The sequence below is a fragment of the Ruegeria profundi genome (genome assembly GCF_049800715.1).
GTDB classification, from domain to species: Bacteria; Pseudomonadota; Alphaproteobacteria; order Rhodobacterales; family Rhodobacteraceae; genus Ruegeria; species Ruegeria profundi_A.
This window is the reverse complement of sequence record NZ_JBNAFO010000008.1, coordinates 39,020-55,109: the sequence shown is the minus strand read 5'-3', so window position 1 is coordinate 55,109 and position 16,090 is coordinate 39,020. Positions and strand designations below refer to the sequence as shown.

The following is a 16,090-nucleotide window of genomic DNA, read 5'->3' as shown; positions in this document are numbered from 1 at the left end:
AATTCAGCACAGGGTCCCTCCGGGTGTTAGCCTCTGGTCGCATTGGACGTTTTGTTGAACCATACAATCATGAAATCGGAATTGTATATATTGTCGAGCCATCCACGGAGGCCGCGCCGATCATGCAATGCGTTGCGCCGGCCTCAAGCCTCAAGCTTGTCCTGACAAACCATTTCCCTGCTATGCCTTCGGCAGTGTTGGATCAATGGGGTTCTCAAGAGCATCAAAAGTCAAAACGCGCGCTGTCATAGCGGGCGAATAGAACGTCACAGTCATCAGACTCCGGTCGAATGGGTCTGGGGAAATCCAGAATTTCAAACCCGTTCTGACCCATGAAAGAGACCAGCTCTGAGAACCTGTATCCACCCACATAGCGCCGTTTCACATTCGCTTCGGCCAACACAAATTCGGTTCTTTTCAGGGTTTCTGTTGCGCCTTTCACGACCTCCAACTCGAACCCTTCGGTATCAATCTTGATGCCGATCGGGCCCTGCAGGTCTGCCGTCAGACTGTCCAGCCTACGCATCGGAACCTCGCGCGTTTCAAACGATGCGAACTGGGCTTTGTTCCGCCCTTCGAACTCCATGGCCGTTGCTCGGCTTGTGCGGGTTTTCGTAGCCGTCGAGGGGATGTTGACCGTGATGTTGCCGTCTTCGGGACCTAGGGCGCAGCACTCGAACCGAAAATCCAGTTTGCCTTCGTATTTTTGGACCCTTTGCTTGGATTCGATCAACGGGTCCACAAGCAGGAACTTTGCTTGCGGAAAGGCGTCGTAGATCATCGGGGTGCCCTGATCTACGCCAATATCGATGACGGATTCAGGCTGAAACCCGAAGCCCCGCAAAACTGCGGCGGTTGGTTTGGTCTGTTCGATTTCAAACCCACGGCGCGACAAGGCACGAAACAGCTTGCGCGGTCGGATCTCGGCGCCCGGCTCTTTTGGCGCTAGGTCTACCCCCAGCTCACGCAAGTGACTAAGGAACAGGCGAGGTGTCGAACGTGTCATGTCGTGGGCCGGTCTGGTTGGTGTTCAAGAAGGATGTTCATAAGCTTGGGGCTTATCACCTCGGGCGAGTGCATTTGCGCATGTTTCAAACAGGCCTGTCGCAGCCTCTGATACTCTGAGGTTTCCATCTGCAGCGATCGGATCATGGCGCGGATCAACCCTCGGGGCAAGCTTGGGTCATAGAGTGTTGTCTCATGCAGTTCCGGCGGCGTGACTTCTGTCATGTCGCCCGGGGCAGGGCCGATGATAAGCAACCCGAAACATGCCGAAAAACAAAACATGTTTGGGCTGCGATCTGGAATAGGATGTGCGAGTTTGATGTCCTGTGGCTCAAACGACCCGAGACAGCTTGGATGAGAAATCACGTGAATGCGGCTTGCGTCGGCTCGTTTGACCAGCGACTGGCAGGCTTGGCGAAAGCCTCCACGGCTGATCACTTTGTGCGGGCGGGCATTGTGAATTGTCCAGACCAACCGACCGCCATGCGCGCGGTAGCTTTCAATCGACTGTTCCGCCTTGTGCAAAAGGTCCGCGTTGTTTCGCGCACCGGCATCACGGCTAAAAATCCTATCCTCCCAATGCAAATGTGCTACTGAGTTGTTTGGCCGGATCTAAATTAAGAGGAATGCCTTTGCTGCCGCCCACAAATTCGACCCGGTCCGCCACGCAGCGATTCATCATAATGCGCTTATAGGGGTTTCCGTCGGCAGTCAGAATATACGGGATCTGAGCGGGTATTTAGGTACAGGGGCTGGGTCCCTGCTCAGTTATGGGCAGCCTGACCGTCGAACAGGGGTTTGCGGTTCCCGCGGTGACGCTCGACAAGCTTCGAAATCCACTTGCCCTTTCCGGGCACCAACCTTGCCGTTAGCGGTCTAAAATCAACCGCCGCGCATTCTGGGAACAGCTCTTTGATCTCTTGCCGCGCTTCGGGCGAGATGGCCTGCATGGTTAGCGGCCCCAGAAAGAGGCTTTCCGTGGGCGCGCCGTTGGACCAAATGATCTCATGCTGATCGAACAAGATGTGGTGATACCGAACTCCACCAGACAGGTCGTCCAAAACATCGACACCGCTCAATGGCAGCAGTTTCTTCGCGGGCAGCAGGACATCCTGACAGTCGAACATCCGTTTGGCGATGGCTGAGGAAACCAAAATCCGGTGCTGAGGCGACACGATCAGATCGCGCTGCGGATAGCCAGGACCCAGCGCATTCGCCCTGATCACAATGGGTTTGAGATGAGGCTTGTCCTCAAGTTGGGTTTCGCTCAGGTCACGAGAGCCAATCCAGCGAACCGGCCGTAGCCCGTTGTCATATGTCAGAATCTGATCGCCGACCTTCAGGTCCTCGACGCGAACAAGCCCCTCTGACGTTTCGACCAGTGTTCCTGATGCAAAACAGGGCACATCCTCGAATTCGCCGCTCGCATTGGTCGGGCCAGTCACGATCTGATCGATTTCGATGGTGTTGTCACCGTCATCGTTCCACGCGGCCGCGATTGCGGCGGTGTTGACCGTCATGCCGTTGAACAATTCTAGCGGGACAAGGGCGCCATCGTTGGACTTCACGCCGGACAGAGCGATGGTCCCGTCCGGGTTCACTTCCAGCCGGACGATTGGATCTATGTCCGAGTTTTGAAGCTGCCAGACGGCGGGCGTGTTCACCTCATACCGGTCGCCATCGGCAAATCGTACGGTTTGGCCAGAGGTTGAGGGTGCCTGAAACTGCAGTTCATTGGGTGCTCCGGCGGGGCCGCCGACAAAGAGATCCACACCGTTGATCTGCACGCTGAAACTGTTGTCGAGCAGCCGGAAGTCGATGACAAACCCCCCGCCGGGAGTTGTGTCGACAAACGTGGTGGAGGCACCGCCGTTGATACTGAAATCTGGCATTCAAGTCTCGTTTCAACCTGTAAGCTGTATTCCTTAGGTAGAGGCGCAAAACCCTGTCTCTTCAAGACAGAAATTCGTTCATTTTGTGAAAAATTCGCCCCTGACGTCAGGTCCTTTGGGTTTGGTATCACCTTTTGCCGATGTGGGAAACCGCATGCGGCGGGTCCCGTCGCATAAGCTGGGCGGGCAGGCGTTTGTCATGGCTCGCTGCTCTCAGGCGGTCTCGTCCAGAGTGCGCAAAATCCAATCTCTTACCTTTCGCGCATCATCGGACAGAGGGGTTTTCTTGGACCAGACCAGATAGAACCCTTTGCCCGTCGTCCATTGCCAATCGGATCGGGCAGCCAGCAGACCCTGATCGACAAGACGGTCGGTCAGGTGTTTCCAGCCGAAGGCAAACCCCTCACCGGCCATGGCTGCCTGCAGGACAAGCGCATAGTCGTTCAGCCGCAGCCCCGTGTTCGGAACGGCCGTCCTGATCGAGAAATTGGCGAACCAGTCGCTCCAACTCGGACGCTGACGAATGGGTTCTTCCAGGTGAATGAGGCGTTGGGACATGAGATTCGGCAGGCTTCGCAGATCAACTGCGGCGGCCATGACGCGGGGTGATGCCACGGGATAGATCGCCTCGGGCGCGATCAGGGCGCTTTCGCAATCCGCCCAGTTTCCATCCCCCAGACGCACCGCAAGGCTGATGTTTTCCGCGTCGATATCCGGTTCCCGGTCACTGGATTGCAGGCGCAAGTCGATCTTCGGATGCTGTCTTTGCAGATCGGCCAGTCGCGGCATGATCCAATAGTTGTTGAAGGCCGTCGATGCGCTGAGGGTGACATAACCCGCCTGTTTGGTCTGTCTGATGGACTCAACCGATAGGGCCAATTGATCGAACGCCCGCGAAACATCAGCCAGCAGCCGCTCGCCTGCTCCGGTCAGGACGACCTGGCGGTGACCGCGGGTGAACAGAGGCGTTCCCAAGCCTTCTTCCAGCCTGCGAATGGCAACGCTAACGGCGGGTTGCTGCACGTTCAACTCCTGCGCGGCGCGGGTAAAGGACTGAAGACGGGCAGCGGCCTCGAATACGACCAGATTGCGGGGGGAGCCAAGCTGTTTCCAGAGTTCTTGCATAAACTGTGTTTATGCTAAGCATTCAAATTTTCAAGCGTCACATGCGTTTTCTTGTCGATTAATATGCACCAAAAAAATGGAGTGCTATTAATGGCTCGGCGCGCACGTCAATCCCGTTCCCGCGGTTCCGAGGCCGGTTTGGTCCCGGCCTCCCCCTATATCCAACGAAAGTTGGCCTTCTTTGACCCTCTGAACGAGGAAGATCTGGTCCGCCTTGAGGCCCAGGTCGACTGGATTTTCCAGGATGTGGGAATCGCCTTCCGCGACGACCCCGACGCGCTGGAGCTGTGGCGCCGCGAAGGGGCGCGGGTCGATGGCGATATCGTACGGGCCGACGCACAATGGATTCGCAGCTTGTGTGCCAAGGCGCCCAAAAGCTTCACTCAGGTCGCGCGCAACCCCGACCGTTCGGTGGTCATAGGTGACGGCAATCAGGTTTTCGCGCCGGTCTACGGCGCACCTTTCGTTCGTGATCTGGAAGGCGGTCGCCGCTACGGCGATATCGAGTCATTCGAAAAGCTGGTGAAACTGACCTACCTGCATCCGAACCTGCACCATGGCGGTTTCGTGACCTGTGAACCCTGCGACGTGCCGGTCAGCAAGCGTCACCTCGACATGATGTTTGCGCATATGACCCTCAGCGATAAGCCGCATCTGGGTGCCATCACCGAGATGAGCCGCGCGCAAGACAGCGTTGACATGGCCGAGATCATCTTCGGCGCGGATTTCATGGAAGACAATTGCGTCATTATGGGCAACGTCAACACGAATTCTCCGCTGCTGGTTGACCGCGTTGTTACCGAAGCGGCGCGAGTCTATTCGACGCGCGGACAAGGCATGATCGTGGTTCCGTTCATCTTGTCCGGCGCAATGGGTCCGGTCAGCACTGCCGCCAGCGTCGCACAAGCCATGGCCGAAGCGATGATGGTCTGCGCTTACGTCCAACTGCTGCGCCCCGGCGCGCCCTTTGTTCTAGGCAACTTCCTGTCGTCCATGTCGCTGAAGTCGGGCGCACCGACCTTTGGTATGCCCGAGCCGGTGATCTCGAACTACGCCATTGGCCAATTGGCCCGCCGCGCTGGTCTGCCGCTGCGCTGCGGAGGCTCTCTGACCGCCTCCAAGATCGAAGACGCGCAGGCCGCCTATGAATCGGCGGATTCGATGCACTCGACCATGCTGGCCGGTGCAAACTTCGTTCTACACTCGGCCGGTTGGCTCGAAGGCGGCCTGTGTACTGGTTTTGAAAAGCTGATCATGGATGCGGACCGTCTTGGCTCATACCAAAAGGTCCTCAGCCAAGGGTTAGACACCAGCGACGACACCTTCGCCCGTGACGCCTATGAAGAGGTCGACGCAGGCGGTCACTTTCTGGGCTGTGCCCACACCATGCGCAACTACCAAACCGCATTCTACGAACCCAAGCTCAGCGACAGCGAAAACGTCGAAAGCTGGGAAGAGGGCGGCTCCAAGGACATGCGCCGCCGCGCCTATGAGCGCTGGAACCAGATGCTGAGCGAATACCAACCCCCCGCCATGGACGAGGCCAAGAAAGACGAACTGGCCGCCTATGTGGCCAAACGCAAAGAAGAGATCCCGGACGCCTGGTACTAAAACCGGGATCTCTTCATCTGGCCAGAAATATCCTCGGGGGGAATCGCGCCGAACGGCGCGATGGGGGGCAGACAGCCTCCTTCCCCCATCACCACAAGAAAACGACACAGGAAATTCCCATGCCTGAGATTCAAAAAGACGAAACCACGTCTGGCAAAAAGCTGCCCTCCCACGCCAAGGTCGTTGTCATCGGCGGCGGCGTTGTCGGCTGTTCGATCCTATTTCACCTGGCCAAGTTCGGCTGGAAAGACGTTGTCCTGCTGGAGCGTGACGAGTTGACATCCGGATCCAGCTGGCACGCGGCGGGTCAGATCCACACGATCAGTTCGGACCCCAACATCTCGCGCCTGCAGAGCTATACTATCGATCTGTATAAAGAGATCGAGGAAACCTCAGGCCATTCTGTAGGCATGCACATCACCGGCGGTTTCTACGCGGCGTCGACCAAGGAGTGGTACGACTACCTCAAGCGTGAACGCTCGAAAGCGCGCTACATGGGCCTGCATCAGGAATTCATCAGCCCGCAGGAACTGGCCGAGCGTCACCCGCTGATCGACCCCAAACACTATCACGCCGCCCTCTGGGACGAGCAGGATGGCGATGTCGATCCCTCGGGCGCAACTTACGCCTTCGCCAAATCCGCCCGTCACCACGGCGCGCAATACTTCACCCATTGCGGCGTGACCTCGATGAGCCAGCGCCCCGATGGAAGCTGGGATCTGAACACCCCTAAAGGCGTCATAAACGCCGAGCAGGTTGTGAACTGCGGCGGCCTCTGGGCGCGCGAAGTGGGCCATATGTCGGGCATCCACCTGCCCGTACAGCCGATGGAGCACCACTATCTGATCACCGACGCGATCCCGATGATCAAGGACCGTATGGAAAGCATGGGTGAAGCCGGTCGTTTGCCCGCGGGCATCGATTATGAGGCCAACATCTACTTCCGTCAGGAACGCCACGGCATGCTGTTGGGCACCTACGAGCCGAAATCGACCCCGTGGAAAGTGGATGGCACGCCTTGGGATTTTGGCCACGAGCTTCTGCAACCCGATCTGGACCGGATCGCCGACCGTCTGGAAATGTCGTTCGAGCGTATCCCGGCCATCGGTGAATCCGGCATCAAGGACACGATCAACGGCCCGTTCACGTTTGGCCCCGATGGCAACCCGATGATCGGCCCGGTTCCGGGTATGAAGAACTACTGGGTCGCTGTGGGCGTCATGGCAGGCTTCTGTCAGGGCGGCGGTGTTGGTCTGACCATGGCCGAATGGATGATCGACGGCGAGCCCTCGATCGACGTCTGGGCGATGGACGTGGCCCGCTTTGGCGAATTCGCAACGCCGGACTGGGGCACCATCAAGTCCTCGGAAAACTACGAGCGCCGCTTCGTGATGACTTTCCCGAACGAAACGCTGCCCAAAGGCCGGATGCAGAAAACCACCGCGCTCTATGACCGTCTGGTCGAAAAGGGCGCGGTGATGGGTCAGGGCTTTGGTCTGGAAAACGCCCTTTGGTTCGCTGACAACGCCGAGGACGCCCATGAAACCCCGACTTTCGAGCGAAACCGCAGCCACGACTACGTCGCGCGTGAGGTGAAAGCCGTGCAAGAGGCCGTCGGCGGTATCGAGATCGCCAACTTTGCCAAGCACGAGTTCACGGGCGCAGGTGCGCGCGAATATCTGAACCGCACTCTGGCCGGTTATGTCCCGAAACCGGGCCGTCTGGCGCTGACCCCAATGCTGTCAGAGAAGGGCCGCCTGTACGGGGACTTGACCGTGGCCTGTCTGGGCGACGATCACTTCATGCTGTTCGGTTCGGGCGCGATGCAGGATGCACACCGTCGTTGGTTCGAAAAGGACCTGCCTGCGGATGTGAGCTATGCGAATGTCTCGGATGACTGGCACGGGATCGCTCTGTCTGGCCCCAAATCGCGCGAGCTTCTGGCCCGTATCACCCGCGACGACGTCAGCGCCGAGGCGTTGAAGTTCCGTGATCTGCGCCAGACCTTTGTGGGTGGCGTGCCGGTGATCCTGAACCGTATCTCGTTTTCGGGTGAGCTGGGTTTTGAGATCTACTGCAAGCCGATGTACCTGCTGCGTCTGGCCGAGGCGATCGAAGAGGCCGGGGCCGATTTGGGCTATCGCTGGTACGGCGCACGCGCGCTGATGTCGCTGCGTCTTGAGAAAGGCTGGGGCGTCTGGACCACCGATTTCCGTCCTGACTTCAACGCGGTCGAATCCGGCATGGATGTCTTCATTAACTGGAAGAAGGACTTTGTTGGCAAAGACGCGACGCTGAAGTTCAAGGAACATGGCGTTGCCCGCAAGCTGGTTACCATGACCATCGACGTGGACGGCATCGATGTCTCGAATGACGAGGCGATCCTGAAAGATGGCGAAGCGGTCGGTTATGTCTCGTCCGGCGGCTACGGCCACCGCGTCGGGAAGTCGATGGCGATGGGCTACGTCGCAACCGAGAGCGCCGCTCCGGGAACCAAGCTGCAGGTGGAAATCCTGGGTGAGTTCTACGACGCCGAAGTTCTGGGTGCACCCGCCTATGACGCCAATGGCGCCAATATGCGGACGTAAGAAAGGAAAGCCGGAATGGGTCGTCCCGAGATCAATTTTGCAGATGCAAGCACACGGGTGAATGAGCTGAACCGCTTCATTTTTCTGCTGACGCCGGGGTTCTCTGCTTTGGACCTTGGGGCCGGGATCGACTCATTGGGGGCGGCAAATGCCGCCTCCGAGCAGGCTATTTTTGAATGGAATATCGTCAGCGAAACCGGCGAGGCGGTGACCTCATCCTCGGGGATGACGGTTGCTGTTGATGACGGTTTGATCAAGACCCGCCGGGGCGATTGCATTGTCATTTGCGGGCCGATGACCGTGGATCGGTCGATCTCGAATGAGTTGAAATCCTGGTTGCGGCAGGGGCGTCGGTTCGGCGTTCAGCTTTGCGGCATCGGGGGTGGGTCCGGTATTCTGGCCATGGCGGGAGTGGCCAGCGGCCAGAGCCTGAGCGCGCATTGGAAACAGCAACCCGTGATGGTTGAGCTGTTCCCGACCGTGGAATCCAACTGCTCGGTCTTTGTGGATGAAGGCCCGATTGCGACCTGTGGTGGAGGTGTCACCACGCTCGATCTGTTCTCATCGCTGATCGGTCAGGCCTGTGGTCAGACTGTTGCCTCCTGCGTGGCGGATCAATTGCTATATGCGTCGGTGCGTCCAAAGGACGGCAGGCAAACGCAGACGGATCTGTTCCGCTTTGGCCGCCGTCATGAGAAACTGGCAACCGCCATCATGATCATGCGCGAAAACCTTGAAAACCCGCTGTCGCCCAGTGTCGTGGCCGAAAGCGCGGGCCTCTCGACCCGACAGCTTGAGCGCCTGTTTCAGCGCTACGTCGGCACGAGCCCAAAGAACTATATGACGCGCCTGAGGCTCGAGCGTGCGCGCACCCTGTTGCAGCAAACCGATATGCGGGTGCTGGATGTGGCCATCGCCTGCGGATTTGGCTCAGCCAGCTATTTCTCCAAATGCTTCCGCCGGTATTTCGGAACCTCTCCGCATATGCAGCAGAAGTCGGTCTGAAAGACCGAGATTCAGTCCGAAAACCTGCTCTTACCCCGCGCTGGGCGAACCTTTGTGGTGCAGAATACGCCCAATCGTGTTCATGAGGATTTGTGCCGCCAGAATGGCGGTGCTGCCCGTGTGATCATAATCGGGGGCCACTTCGACCAGGTCCAACCCCACCACATCCCCGCGCTGGGTCAGACCGTCGAGCAGTTCCAGCACTTCGTAATACAGGAACCCGCCGTGGCTGGGTGTGCCGGTGCCAGGCGCGATGGAGGGGTCGAACCCGTCGATGTCGATGGTGATATAGTACCTGGCGCCTTCCGGTATCCGGTCCAGAACAGCCTCGGTCCCCAGTTTGCGTAGCTGCCGGACGGACAGGATATCCGAACCCATGCGGCGGGCGTCTTCATAGCCTTCTTTTGCGGTCGACGAGACGTTGCGGATGCCGATCTGTGTCAGGCCCGAGACATAGGGTTTTTCCGCTGCGCGCCGCATCGGGTTTCCGTGGCCGAACCGAACCCCGTGCCGTTCATCCACGAAATCCAGATGCGCGTCGATCTGAACAATGTGAATGGGGCCGTTCTTTTCGCAATCCGCAGCAAAGGCATCAATGCAGGGGATGTTGACCGAATGATCTCCGCCCAGAACCACGGGCAAGGCCCCGGACTCAAGGCATTTTTCGACACCGAATTTGATGTTCTGGTGGCTTTTTTCGGTGCTGGTATGCACGATATCGGCGTCGCCCAGATCCACGATCCGGGTGGTTTCCGCAGGCAGGTAGGTGATGTCATCCTCGTGGTCGTATGCACCGCCATGCCCGAAGGAAAACAGGGTCGAGGCTTCGCGGATGGCGCGCGGGCCGAACCGCGCGCCGGGCCGGAACTGCGTGCCAAAGTCGAACGGAGCGCCAAGGATCGCGACATCAGCGTCGATCGCATCCCAGTCGCTGACATAGGGATATTTGCCAAAGGTCGAGATCCCGACAAATGGCAAGTTCAATCGACCGCCTTCATATCCATGTGCGCTCATTCTTCAGTCTCCAACCGCTATTCTTGCAACATAGTGTGGGATAATTTTACGAAGGGCCATAGAGTTGTGGAAAAGAGGGCGAAATCTATCGCCCCCCCTCAGCGCATCACAAACGGGTTCGACATGGGTTGATCAGAGGTGTTCAGCCACACGGTTTTGGTGCGCGTGTAGTCCTGAATGGCCTCGATCCCCGCTTCGCGGCCATAGCCGGACTGATTGTAGCCGCCAAACGGCGCGATGGGGGACACCGCACGATAGGTGTTGATCCAGCAAATGCCGGCCTTCAACCGCGACGACACCCGGTGCGCGCGAGCGACATTTTCGGTGAACACGCCCGATCCCAATCCGAACGGGGTATCGTTGGCCAGAGCGATTGCTTCTTCTTCGGTGTCGAAGGGCAACAGGGACATGACGGGCCCGAACATCTCGACCTTCAGGGTCTCGGTCTCGGGGGATGCACATTCGACCAAAGTGGGCGTCATGAAGTTTCCGGGCCGGTCGAGGGGCGCGCCGCCAAACCGGACGCGCGCGCCCTGATCGTTGGATTTTGCCAGAACGGCCTTGATATTGGTGATCTGCGCGTTGGTGCAGAGCGGCCCGATATGGGTTGCGGCGTTCAACGGGTCACCCACGACAACGTCTTTCATCTTCTCTTCGATTCTGGCTGCCAATGCGTCCAGAATTGGGCGATGTATCAAACCGCGTGATCCTGCGACGCAGCTTTGGCCGGAGGCTCCGAAATTACCTGCGATCAGGCCATTGGCGGCCCCGTCCAGATTGGCATCGTCAAATACCAAAATCGGGGATTTCCCGCCAAGCTCCAGAGTGGTGACGGCGAAGTTTTCGGCCGAGTTGCGGACCACGTGGCGCGCGGTTTCCGGGCCGCCAGTAAAGGCGATGCGATCCACGTCGGGATGTCGGGTCAGGGGGATCGCGCAGTTTTCCGCGTCACCCGTGATGACCGAGACGACACCGGGCGGGAAGCCGGCCTGCTCGACCAGACGCGCGAATTCCAGCATCGGCGCGGGCGCAATCTCAGAGGCCTTCAGCACCACTGAACACCCTGCGGCAAGGGCTGGCCCCAGCTTGGTTGCCGTCAGGAACATCTGCGCGTTCCAGGGCACAATTGCGACGACAACGCCGATCGGTTCGCGGCGGGTAAAGACATGCAGGTTGGGCTTGTCGATCGGAAGCACCGCACCTTCGATCTTGTCGGCCAACCCAGCGTAGTAGCGATAGTAATCGCCGACATAGGCCGTCTGGCTTGCCGTTTCGGCCAGAAGCTTTCCGCTGTCTTTCGTCTCAATCTCGCCAAGGCGCTGGGCATTTTGTTCGATCAGTTCCGCAAGCCTGAACAACAGTTTGCCGCGTGCGGTCTGCGTCAGATCCCGCCAAGCGGGATCGTTCAGGGATCGACGCGCGGCCGAGATGGCGCGATCCACATCCTCAGGCGCGGCGCAGGCGAAACTGGCCCAAGCCTCACTCGTAGCAGGGTTTTGCGAGGTCATGACCTGCCGGTTGGCGCCTTCGGTCCAGGTTCCGTCGATGAAAAGCTGATAGTGCGGGTTCTGTTGCATCTCGGGTCCTCACTGAAATTTTGGCATGACGTCGTCGATGAATCGCGCCAGCGAGGCGCGCTTGCGCTCAAAGCTCATGCCGCTGTCGATCCAGAACGAGTATTCATCATAACCAAGGTCTTCATAGTGTTTCAGTCGATCCGTGACCTGCCCAGCTGTGCCAACTGTCAGATCACGGCCCATGTTTTCGGGGGCCATCATGGTGTTGGCCGCTAATTCTTCGTCTGTCAGAGTTTGGATCAGCCCCTGATTTACGGGTCGCTTGTTCTGAAACCACGCGCCGAAATAATTGTAAAAACGCGAAAGCTCTTGCGTGGCCTGATCCACATCGGCGGCGTCTTGCCCGACATAGGTGTGGTGAAGCAGCATGATCTTGGGGCGCGGCCCTTCATAGTTGGCGCAGGCATCATTGAAGCGGCCCATCAACGTTTCGATCTCCGCGTTACCTTGCCAGAGAGGCGTGACCTGAATGTTGAAGCCATTCTGAACGCCGAATTCATGGCTGTTTGGGTCGCGGGCCGCGATCCAGATCGGCGGCCCTCCGTCCTGAACGGGTTTCGGCGCAGAGGTGGTGGCGGGGAACTGGAAATACTCCCCGTCATGGGCGCAATCGCCTTCCCACAATTTGGGCAACAGGGGGGCGATTTCCCGCATGCGCTGGCCCGCGTCCCAGGCATCCATGCCGGGGATCAATCTCTCATATTCATAGGAATAGGCCCCGCGCGCGATACCCAGTTCGATACGTCCTCCGGTCATCAGGTCGGCAGCGGCCGTTTCGCCCGCCAGTTTGATCGGATGCCAGAAAGGCGCGATGACCGTTCCGGTGCCAAGGCGAATGTTTTTGGTGTGATGCGCGATATCGACGAGGGACATCAATGGATTGGGCGCAATGGTGAAATCCATCCCGTGATGTTCGCCCGTCCACACCGCGCGCATGCCAGCGTCATCCGCCATTTTGCACAGCTCGATAAACTCTTCATACAGTTTCTCATGAGGCTGTTCGGGGTTGAGCCGCTCCATATGAGCAAAGAGGGAAAACTCCATCATTCAGTCCTTTCCGAGAGAGTATGTACATCGCCCCGCTGTGCGTCGCCGAGGTATAGCGAAAAGTCGCGGGTCAGGCTTTCAAACGCAAAGCGGGACATCATGGTGGCGATGGCCGGGGTTGCGAATGTCAGGTCTGTAAGCTGTTCGACGGCAATCGCTTCAAGGGTGTTGTTTAGCGGCAAAGTCGATGCCGACGCGAGCGTGTAGACATGGTGGGTCGTGGCATCGTCATAGACGGAATAAACGGCACCCAAATGCGCTGCGATCCCGCGCGCTGCCAAGTCTTGCCGCAGGCTTTCGCGCAGGGCTTGGTGATCCGACAAGCTGATCTGCGGCGGGCGATATCCGGCGTCGGTTTTCTCCAACAGCACCTGACCGTCGCATTCGATGATCGCGCCGCAGACAACGGTTCGGTCTGCGGCCTCGAATGCGCCGCGTTCAAGGCCGAGGCTGAAATACTGCCCATTGGCATATCCGAGCCCTCGGGTTTCGGTATAGGAATAGGCCTCAACCTCTCCGATCAGAATACAGTGATCTCCGGCGTCGATGGCCTGATGTGCCCGGCAAGAAAACGTCGCGACCGCGCCGTCCAGAAGAGGGACACCATGAGCGTTCAGCTGATGCGCGGTTTTCGCAAATCGATCCCCTTTGAACCCGGCGAAGGTGTTTGAGACATCCTCTTGCCCTTCAGCCAGAATGTTCACTGCGAAATGCGCGCAGCTCGCGAAGGCATCGTAGGAGGATAGGTTCTTGCCCGGACAAACCAGCAAAAGCGGCGGGTCCAGAGAAACGGATGAGAAGGAGTTGGCAGTGAACCCCAACGGCGTGCCTGAGGCATCGCGCGTCGTCACAACAGTAACTCCGGTCATGAAACTGCCAAAGGCGCGCCGCAGGTCGCGAGGGTCGAGACTGGTCATTTTTGCACCTCATTCAGAAAGGATGACAGGGCGGCGTTAACCTCTGCGGCATGGGTCATCGGCATCATATGAGCGGCGCCTTTGATGATCTGCGCCCGCCCGTTTGGAGCAAGCTCGGCCATGGCGCGTGACATGTCCGGGGTCGAATTGGGCTCAAGATCGCCCGTTATAAACAAGGCGGGGCAGGTGAGCGTCTTCAAATCGTCCCGGCGCGGGATCGGACTGTTGGCAAACACTGTATAGGCTTGCTTGTAGGCCGCAGGATCATTCGCCGTCAGCCAGGTTCGGCAGGCGGCGCATTCGGGCGGGTCAGTATCACCAAACCAACGCTTCAGAGTGCCCGTCGGATCGGTTGGTGTTTGACCGTCAAGTGCGGCGGCGCGGGTTTTAACGGCTTGTGTGGCCTTGGCACTGCGTTCGAAAATGGCGTTCAGTGCGACGACACCGGCAATTTGTTGCGGTGCCTTGGCTGCCAAATTGAGAGCGATCATTGCGCCCATGGAATGACCAACAACTACGGTTGGTCCGCCCAGTTGATCCAGAACGTTCAATGTAGCTTCGGTGTATCCCGACAGTTCTGCGCTCATGTTGCCTAGTTGGCTTTCGCCATGACCGGGCATGTCCGGTGCGGTCAGACGCGCCACCGATGCCAGCGCGTCCAATTGGGCGCCCCAGGCCTCGGCGCGCAAACCGACACCATGCAGCAAAAGGACATTCGGTCCCGCGCCAGTCTGGATTGCTGAGAGCCCGCCGATCTCAGACCGCGGCCGGGTTGTCCACGTCATGTCCCAAATCCTTGAGGTCCTGATAGCGGTCGCCAATGCGGTGATGCGGCCTCCCTGAAGTCGCCGCGCCAAGCACCACAACGATCTCGTCGTCCCGAGGCGCATCGGGGATCGCAAACTGGATAGTCAGATAGTGCGAGCGCCGCCCGGCGTCGTTCTTGTCCATCAGCGGCACCATGATCGGAGCGTTCGCGGGCCCTCGGGTGTTGGTAAAGGCCAGATAAGACTTTGCGTCAACGGCCTGCCGGTAGTGGTTGCCAAAGCGAAGGGTGTGAATGAGGCCCGAGGCATGCTCTACTTCACCATTCAGACCAACCACTGCGGCCTTGCCATAGGCCTCAATCGTATCTCCGCTTCCGGCCAGCGCAATCATGCGCTTGGTCATCATCTCACCTAGGACGGGACCGTAGGCCTGAATCTCGGGCTTCAGGTCTTCGACATATCGGCCAGCCCATGGGTTGGTGACTACAGCGGCCACTGCAAACATTCGCCATGGGGATTTTGCGGGGCGAAACCCCTCGACCAGAACCTCTTCGTCATAGGTTACGATTTTGCGTATTTCCGGCTGCATAAAACTTCTCCTGTCGCGCGGGCCGACGTTAGAAACGGGGCTGATTTTTGACAAATGATAGAATTATGTGCTTTGACATTAACAAGACTAATGACCAGCTTGGCCTATGGCAAAATCACTTCCCCCTCTGACCTGGTTCCGTTCCTTCGAGGCCGCCGCCCGCACGCTTAGCTTTACCGCTGCGGCCGAGGAAATCGGTCTGACGCAATCGGCGGTCAGCCAGCAGGTGAAATCGCTTGAATTGCGGTTGGGCGCATCCCTTTTCGTGCGCCATCCGCGCAGTCTGGCGCTGACGGATTCGGGGAGAAAGCTGTTGCCCGAGGTCGGCAAGGCGCTTGAGGCGCTGGCTGTTGCTGCCGGGCAGGTCGACACCAACGCGTCCGGAGACGTTCTGACAGTTGCGACCTCGGTCAGCATCGCGCAATGGGTCATCGCCCCACATCTGCCCGCGTTTGCCCATCAGCACCCGGACATTCGCGTACGGCTGCTCAGCGCGATATGGCCGGACGATTTCAATGCATCCCAGGCGGATGTGCAGGTGCGGTTCGGATCACAGAAACAGGTGGGGCAGGGCGCTGTTCGCCTGATGCCGGACCGGCTTGTTCCCTTCAAATCTCCGGCCCTGTTGGGGGACATTTTGGACCTGCCACTGATCGAGGCGGTAGGGACGTCAGGCGGGTGGGGCAGGTGGTTGGAAAGCCAAGGTTTACAAAGCCAGCCTACTGTTTTTGTAGATACTTTTGGCATGGCGCTTCAATTGGCGGCGCACGGGGGTGGCGTGGCTTTGGTGAGCGAGCTGTTAGCGAAACACGCGCTTGATACGGGCTTGGTCGAGCGCGCGCATAACGGCTCAATCGACAGCAATGAGGGGTATTTTCTATCCGCGAATAGCTCGAACCCGGCGGCGGGGTTGTTTCATGACTGGTTGTTGGATCAGGTAGGCTAACGATCAG

Annotated in this window: 14 protein-coding genes; 4 read left to right on the top strand and 10 right to left on the bottom strand. The window is 58.6% G+C overall.

The genetic code is table 11. The features are described 5' to 3' along the window. Nucleotides 1–223: 223 nt before the first annotated feature. From ACP15L_RS13880 to ACP15L_RS13865, 4 genes are all read right to left on the bottom strand, one after another. Nucleotides 224–1,006: an FkbM family methyltransferase gene (locus ACP15L_RS13880; protein ID WP_425084619.1), complete on the bottom strand. Its 783-nt coding sequence runs from the start codon at nt 1,004–1,006 to the stop codon at nt 224–226. Then, nucleotides 1,003–1,530 carry a hypothetical protein gene (locus ACP15L_RS13875; protein WP_425084618.1) on the bottom strand — a complete coding sequence of 176 codons (528 nt, stop codon included), beginning with the start codon at nt 1,528–1,530 and terminating at the stop codon, nt 1,003–1,005. Before ACP15L_RS13875 ends, ACP15L_RS13880 begins: the two co-directional genes overlap by 4 nt. Nucleotides 1,531–1,769: 239 nt before the next feature. Beyond that, complete coding sequence (locus ACP15L_RS13870; protein ID WP_425084617.1) at nt 1,770–2,897, bottom strand: Hint domain-containing protein; 1,128 nt, start codon at nt 2,895–2,897, stop codon at nt 1,770–1,772. A gap of 213 nt (nt 2,898–3,110) precedes the next feature. Beyond that, nucleotides 3,111–4,022, bottom strand: coding sequence for a LysR substrate-binding domain-containing protein (locus tag ACP15L_RS13865; protein ID WP_425084616.1), 912 nt, complete (start codon nt 4,020–4,022; stop codon nt 3,111–3,113). A gap of 90 nt (nt 4,023–4,112) precedes the next feature. Here ACP15L_RS13865 and ACP15L_RS13860 point away from each other — a divergent pair, with 90 nt between their 5' ends. The 3 genes from ACP15L_RS13860 (at nt 4,113) to ACP15L_RS13850 (ending at nt 9,226) form a co-directional block, all read left to right on the top strand. After that, nucleotides 4,113–5,633: a trimethylamine methyltransferase family protein gene (locus tag ACP15L_RS13860; protein ID WP_425084615.1), complete on the top strand. Its 1,521-nt coding sequence runs from the start codon at nt 4,113–4,115 to the stop codon at nt 5,631–5,633. A 119-nt stretch (nt 5,634–5,752) separates the two neighbouring features. Continuing rightward, nucleotides 5,753–8,221 (top strand): GcvT family protein, encoded by a 2,469-nt coding sequence (locus ACP15L_RS13855; RefSeq protein WP_425084614.1) that lies wholly within the window; start codon nt 5,753–5,755, stop codon nt 8,219–8,221. 15 nt (nt 8,222–8,236) lie between these two features. Then, nucleotides 8,237–9,226, top strand: coding sequence for a GlxA family transcriptional regulator (locus tag ACP15L_RS13850; RefSeq protein WP_425084613.1), 990 nt, complete (start codon nt 8,237–8,239; stop codon nt 9,224–9,226). Between the two features lie 30 nt (nt 9,227–9,256). On the opposite strand, the gene speB is transcribed toward ACP15L_RS13850, so the two are convergent. From speB to ACP15L_RS13820, 6 genes are all read right to left on the bottom strand, one after another. Further along, nucleotides 9,257–10,240, bottom strand: coding sequence for an agmatinase (gene speB, locus ACP15L_RS13845; RefSeq protein ID WP_425084612.1), 984 nt, complete (start codon nt 10,238–10,240; stop codon nt 9,257–9,259). 98 nt (nt 10,241–10,338) lie between these two features. Next, nucleotides 10,339–11,817, bottom strand: coding sequence for an aldehyde dehydrogenase (locus tag ACP15L_RS13840; protein WP_425084611.1), 1,479 nt, complete (start codon nt 11,815–11,817; stop codon nt 10,339–10,341). A gap of 9 nt (nt 11,818–11,826) precedes the next feature. Next, a complete protein-coding gene (locus tag ACP15L_RS13835) occupies nt 11,827–12,861 on the bottom strand; it encodes an LLM class flavin-dependent oxidoreductase (protein WP_425084747.1) in 1,035 nt (344 codons plus the stop codon). Further along, a complete protein-coding gene (locus ACP15L_RS13830; RefSeq protein ID WP_425084610.1) occupies nt 12,861–13,781 on the bottom strand; it encodes a flavin reductase family protein in 921 nt (306 codons plus the stop codon). Before ACP15L_RS13830 ends, ACP15L_RS13835 begins: the two co-directional genes overlap by 1 nt. Continuing rightward, entirely contained in the window at nt 13,778–14,566 is a 789-nt protein-coding gene (locus ACP15L_RS13825) for an alpha/beta fold hydrolase (RefSeq protein WP_425084609.1), read from the bottom strand. The genes ACP15L_RS13830 and ACP15L_RS13825 overlap by 4 nt, the downstream gene beginning before the upstream one ends. Then, complete coding sequence (locus ACP15L_RS13820) at nt 14,538–15,137, bottom strand: amino acid synthesis family protein (RefSeq protein ID WP_425084608.1); 600 nt, start codon at nt 15,135–15,137, stop codon at nt 14,538–14,540. The genes ACP15L_RS13825 and ACP15L_RS13820 overlap by 29 nt, the downstream gene beginning before the upstream one ends. A 106-nt stretch (nt 15,138–15,243) precedes the next feature. Here ACP15L_RS13820 and ACP15L_RS13815 point away from each other — a divergent pair, with 106 nt between their 5' ends. Further along, entirely contained in the window at nt 15,244–16,083 is an 840-nt protein-coding gene (locus ACP15L_RS13815) for a LysR family transcriptional regulator (protein WP_425084607.1), read from the top strand. Nucleotides 16,084–16,090: the final 7 nt, after the last annotated feature.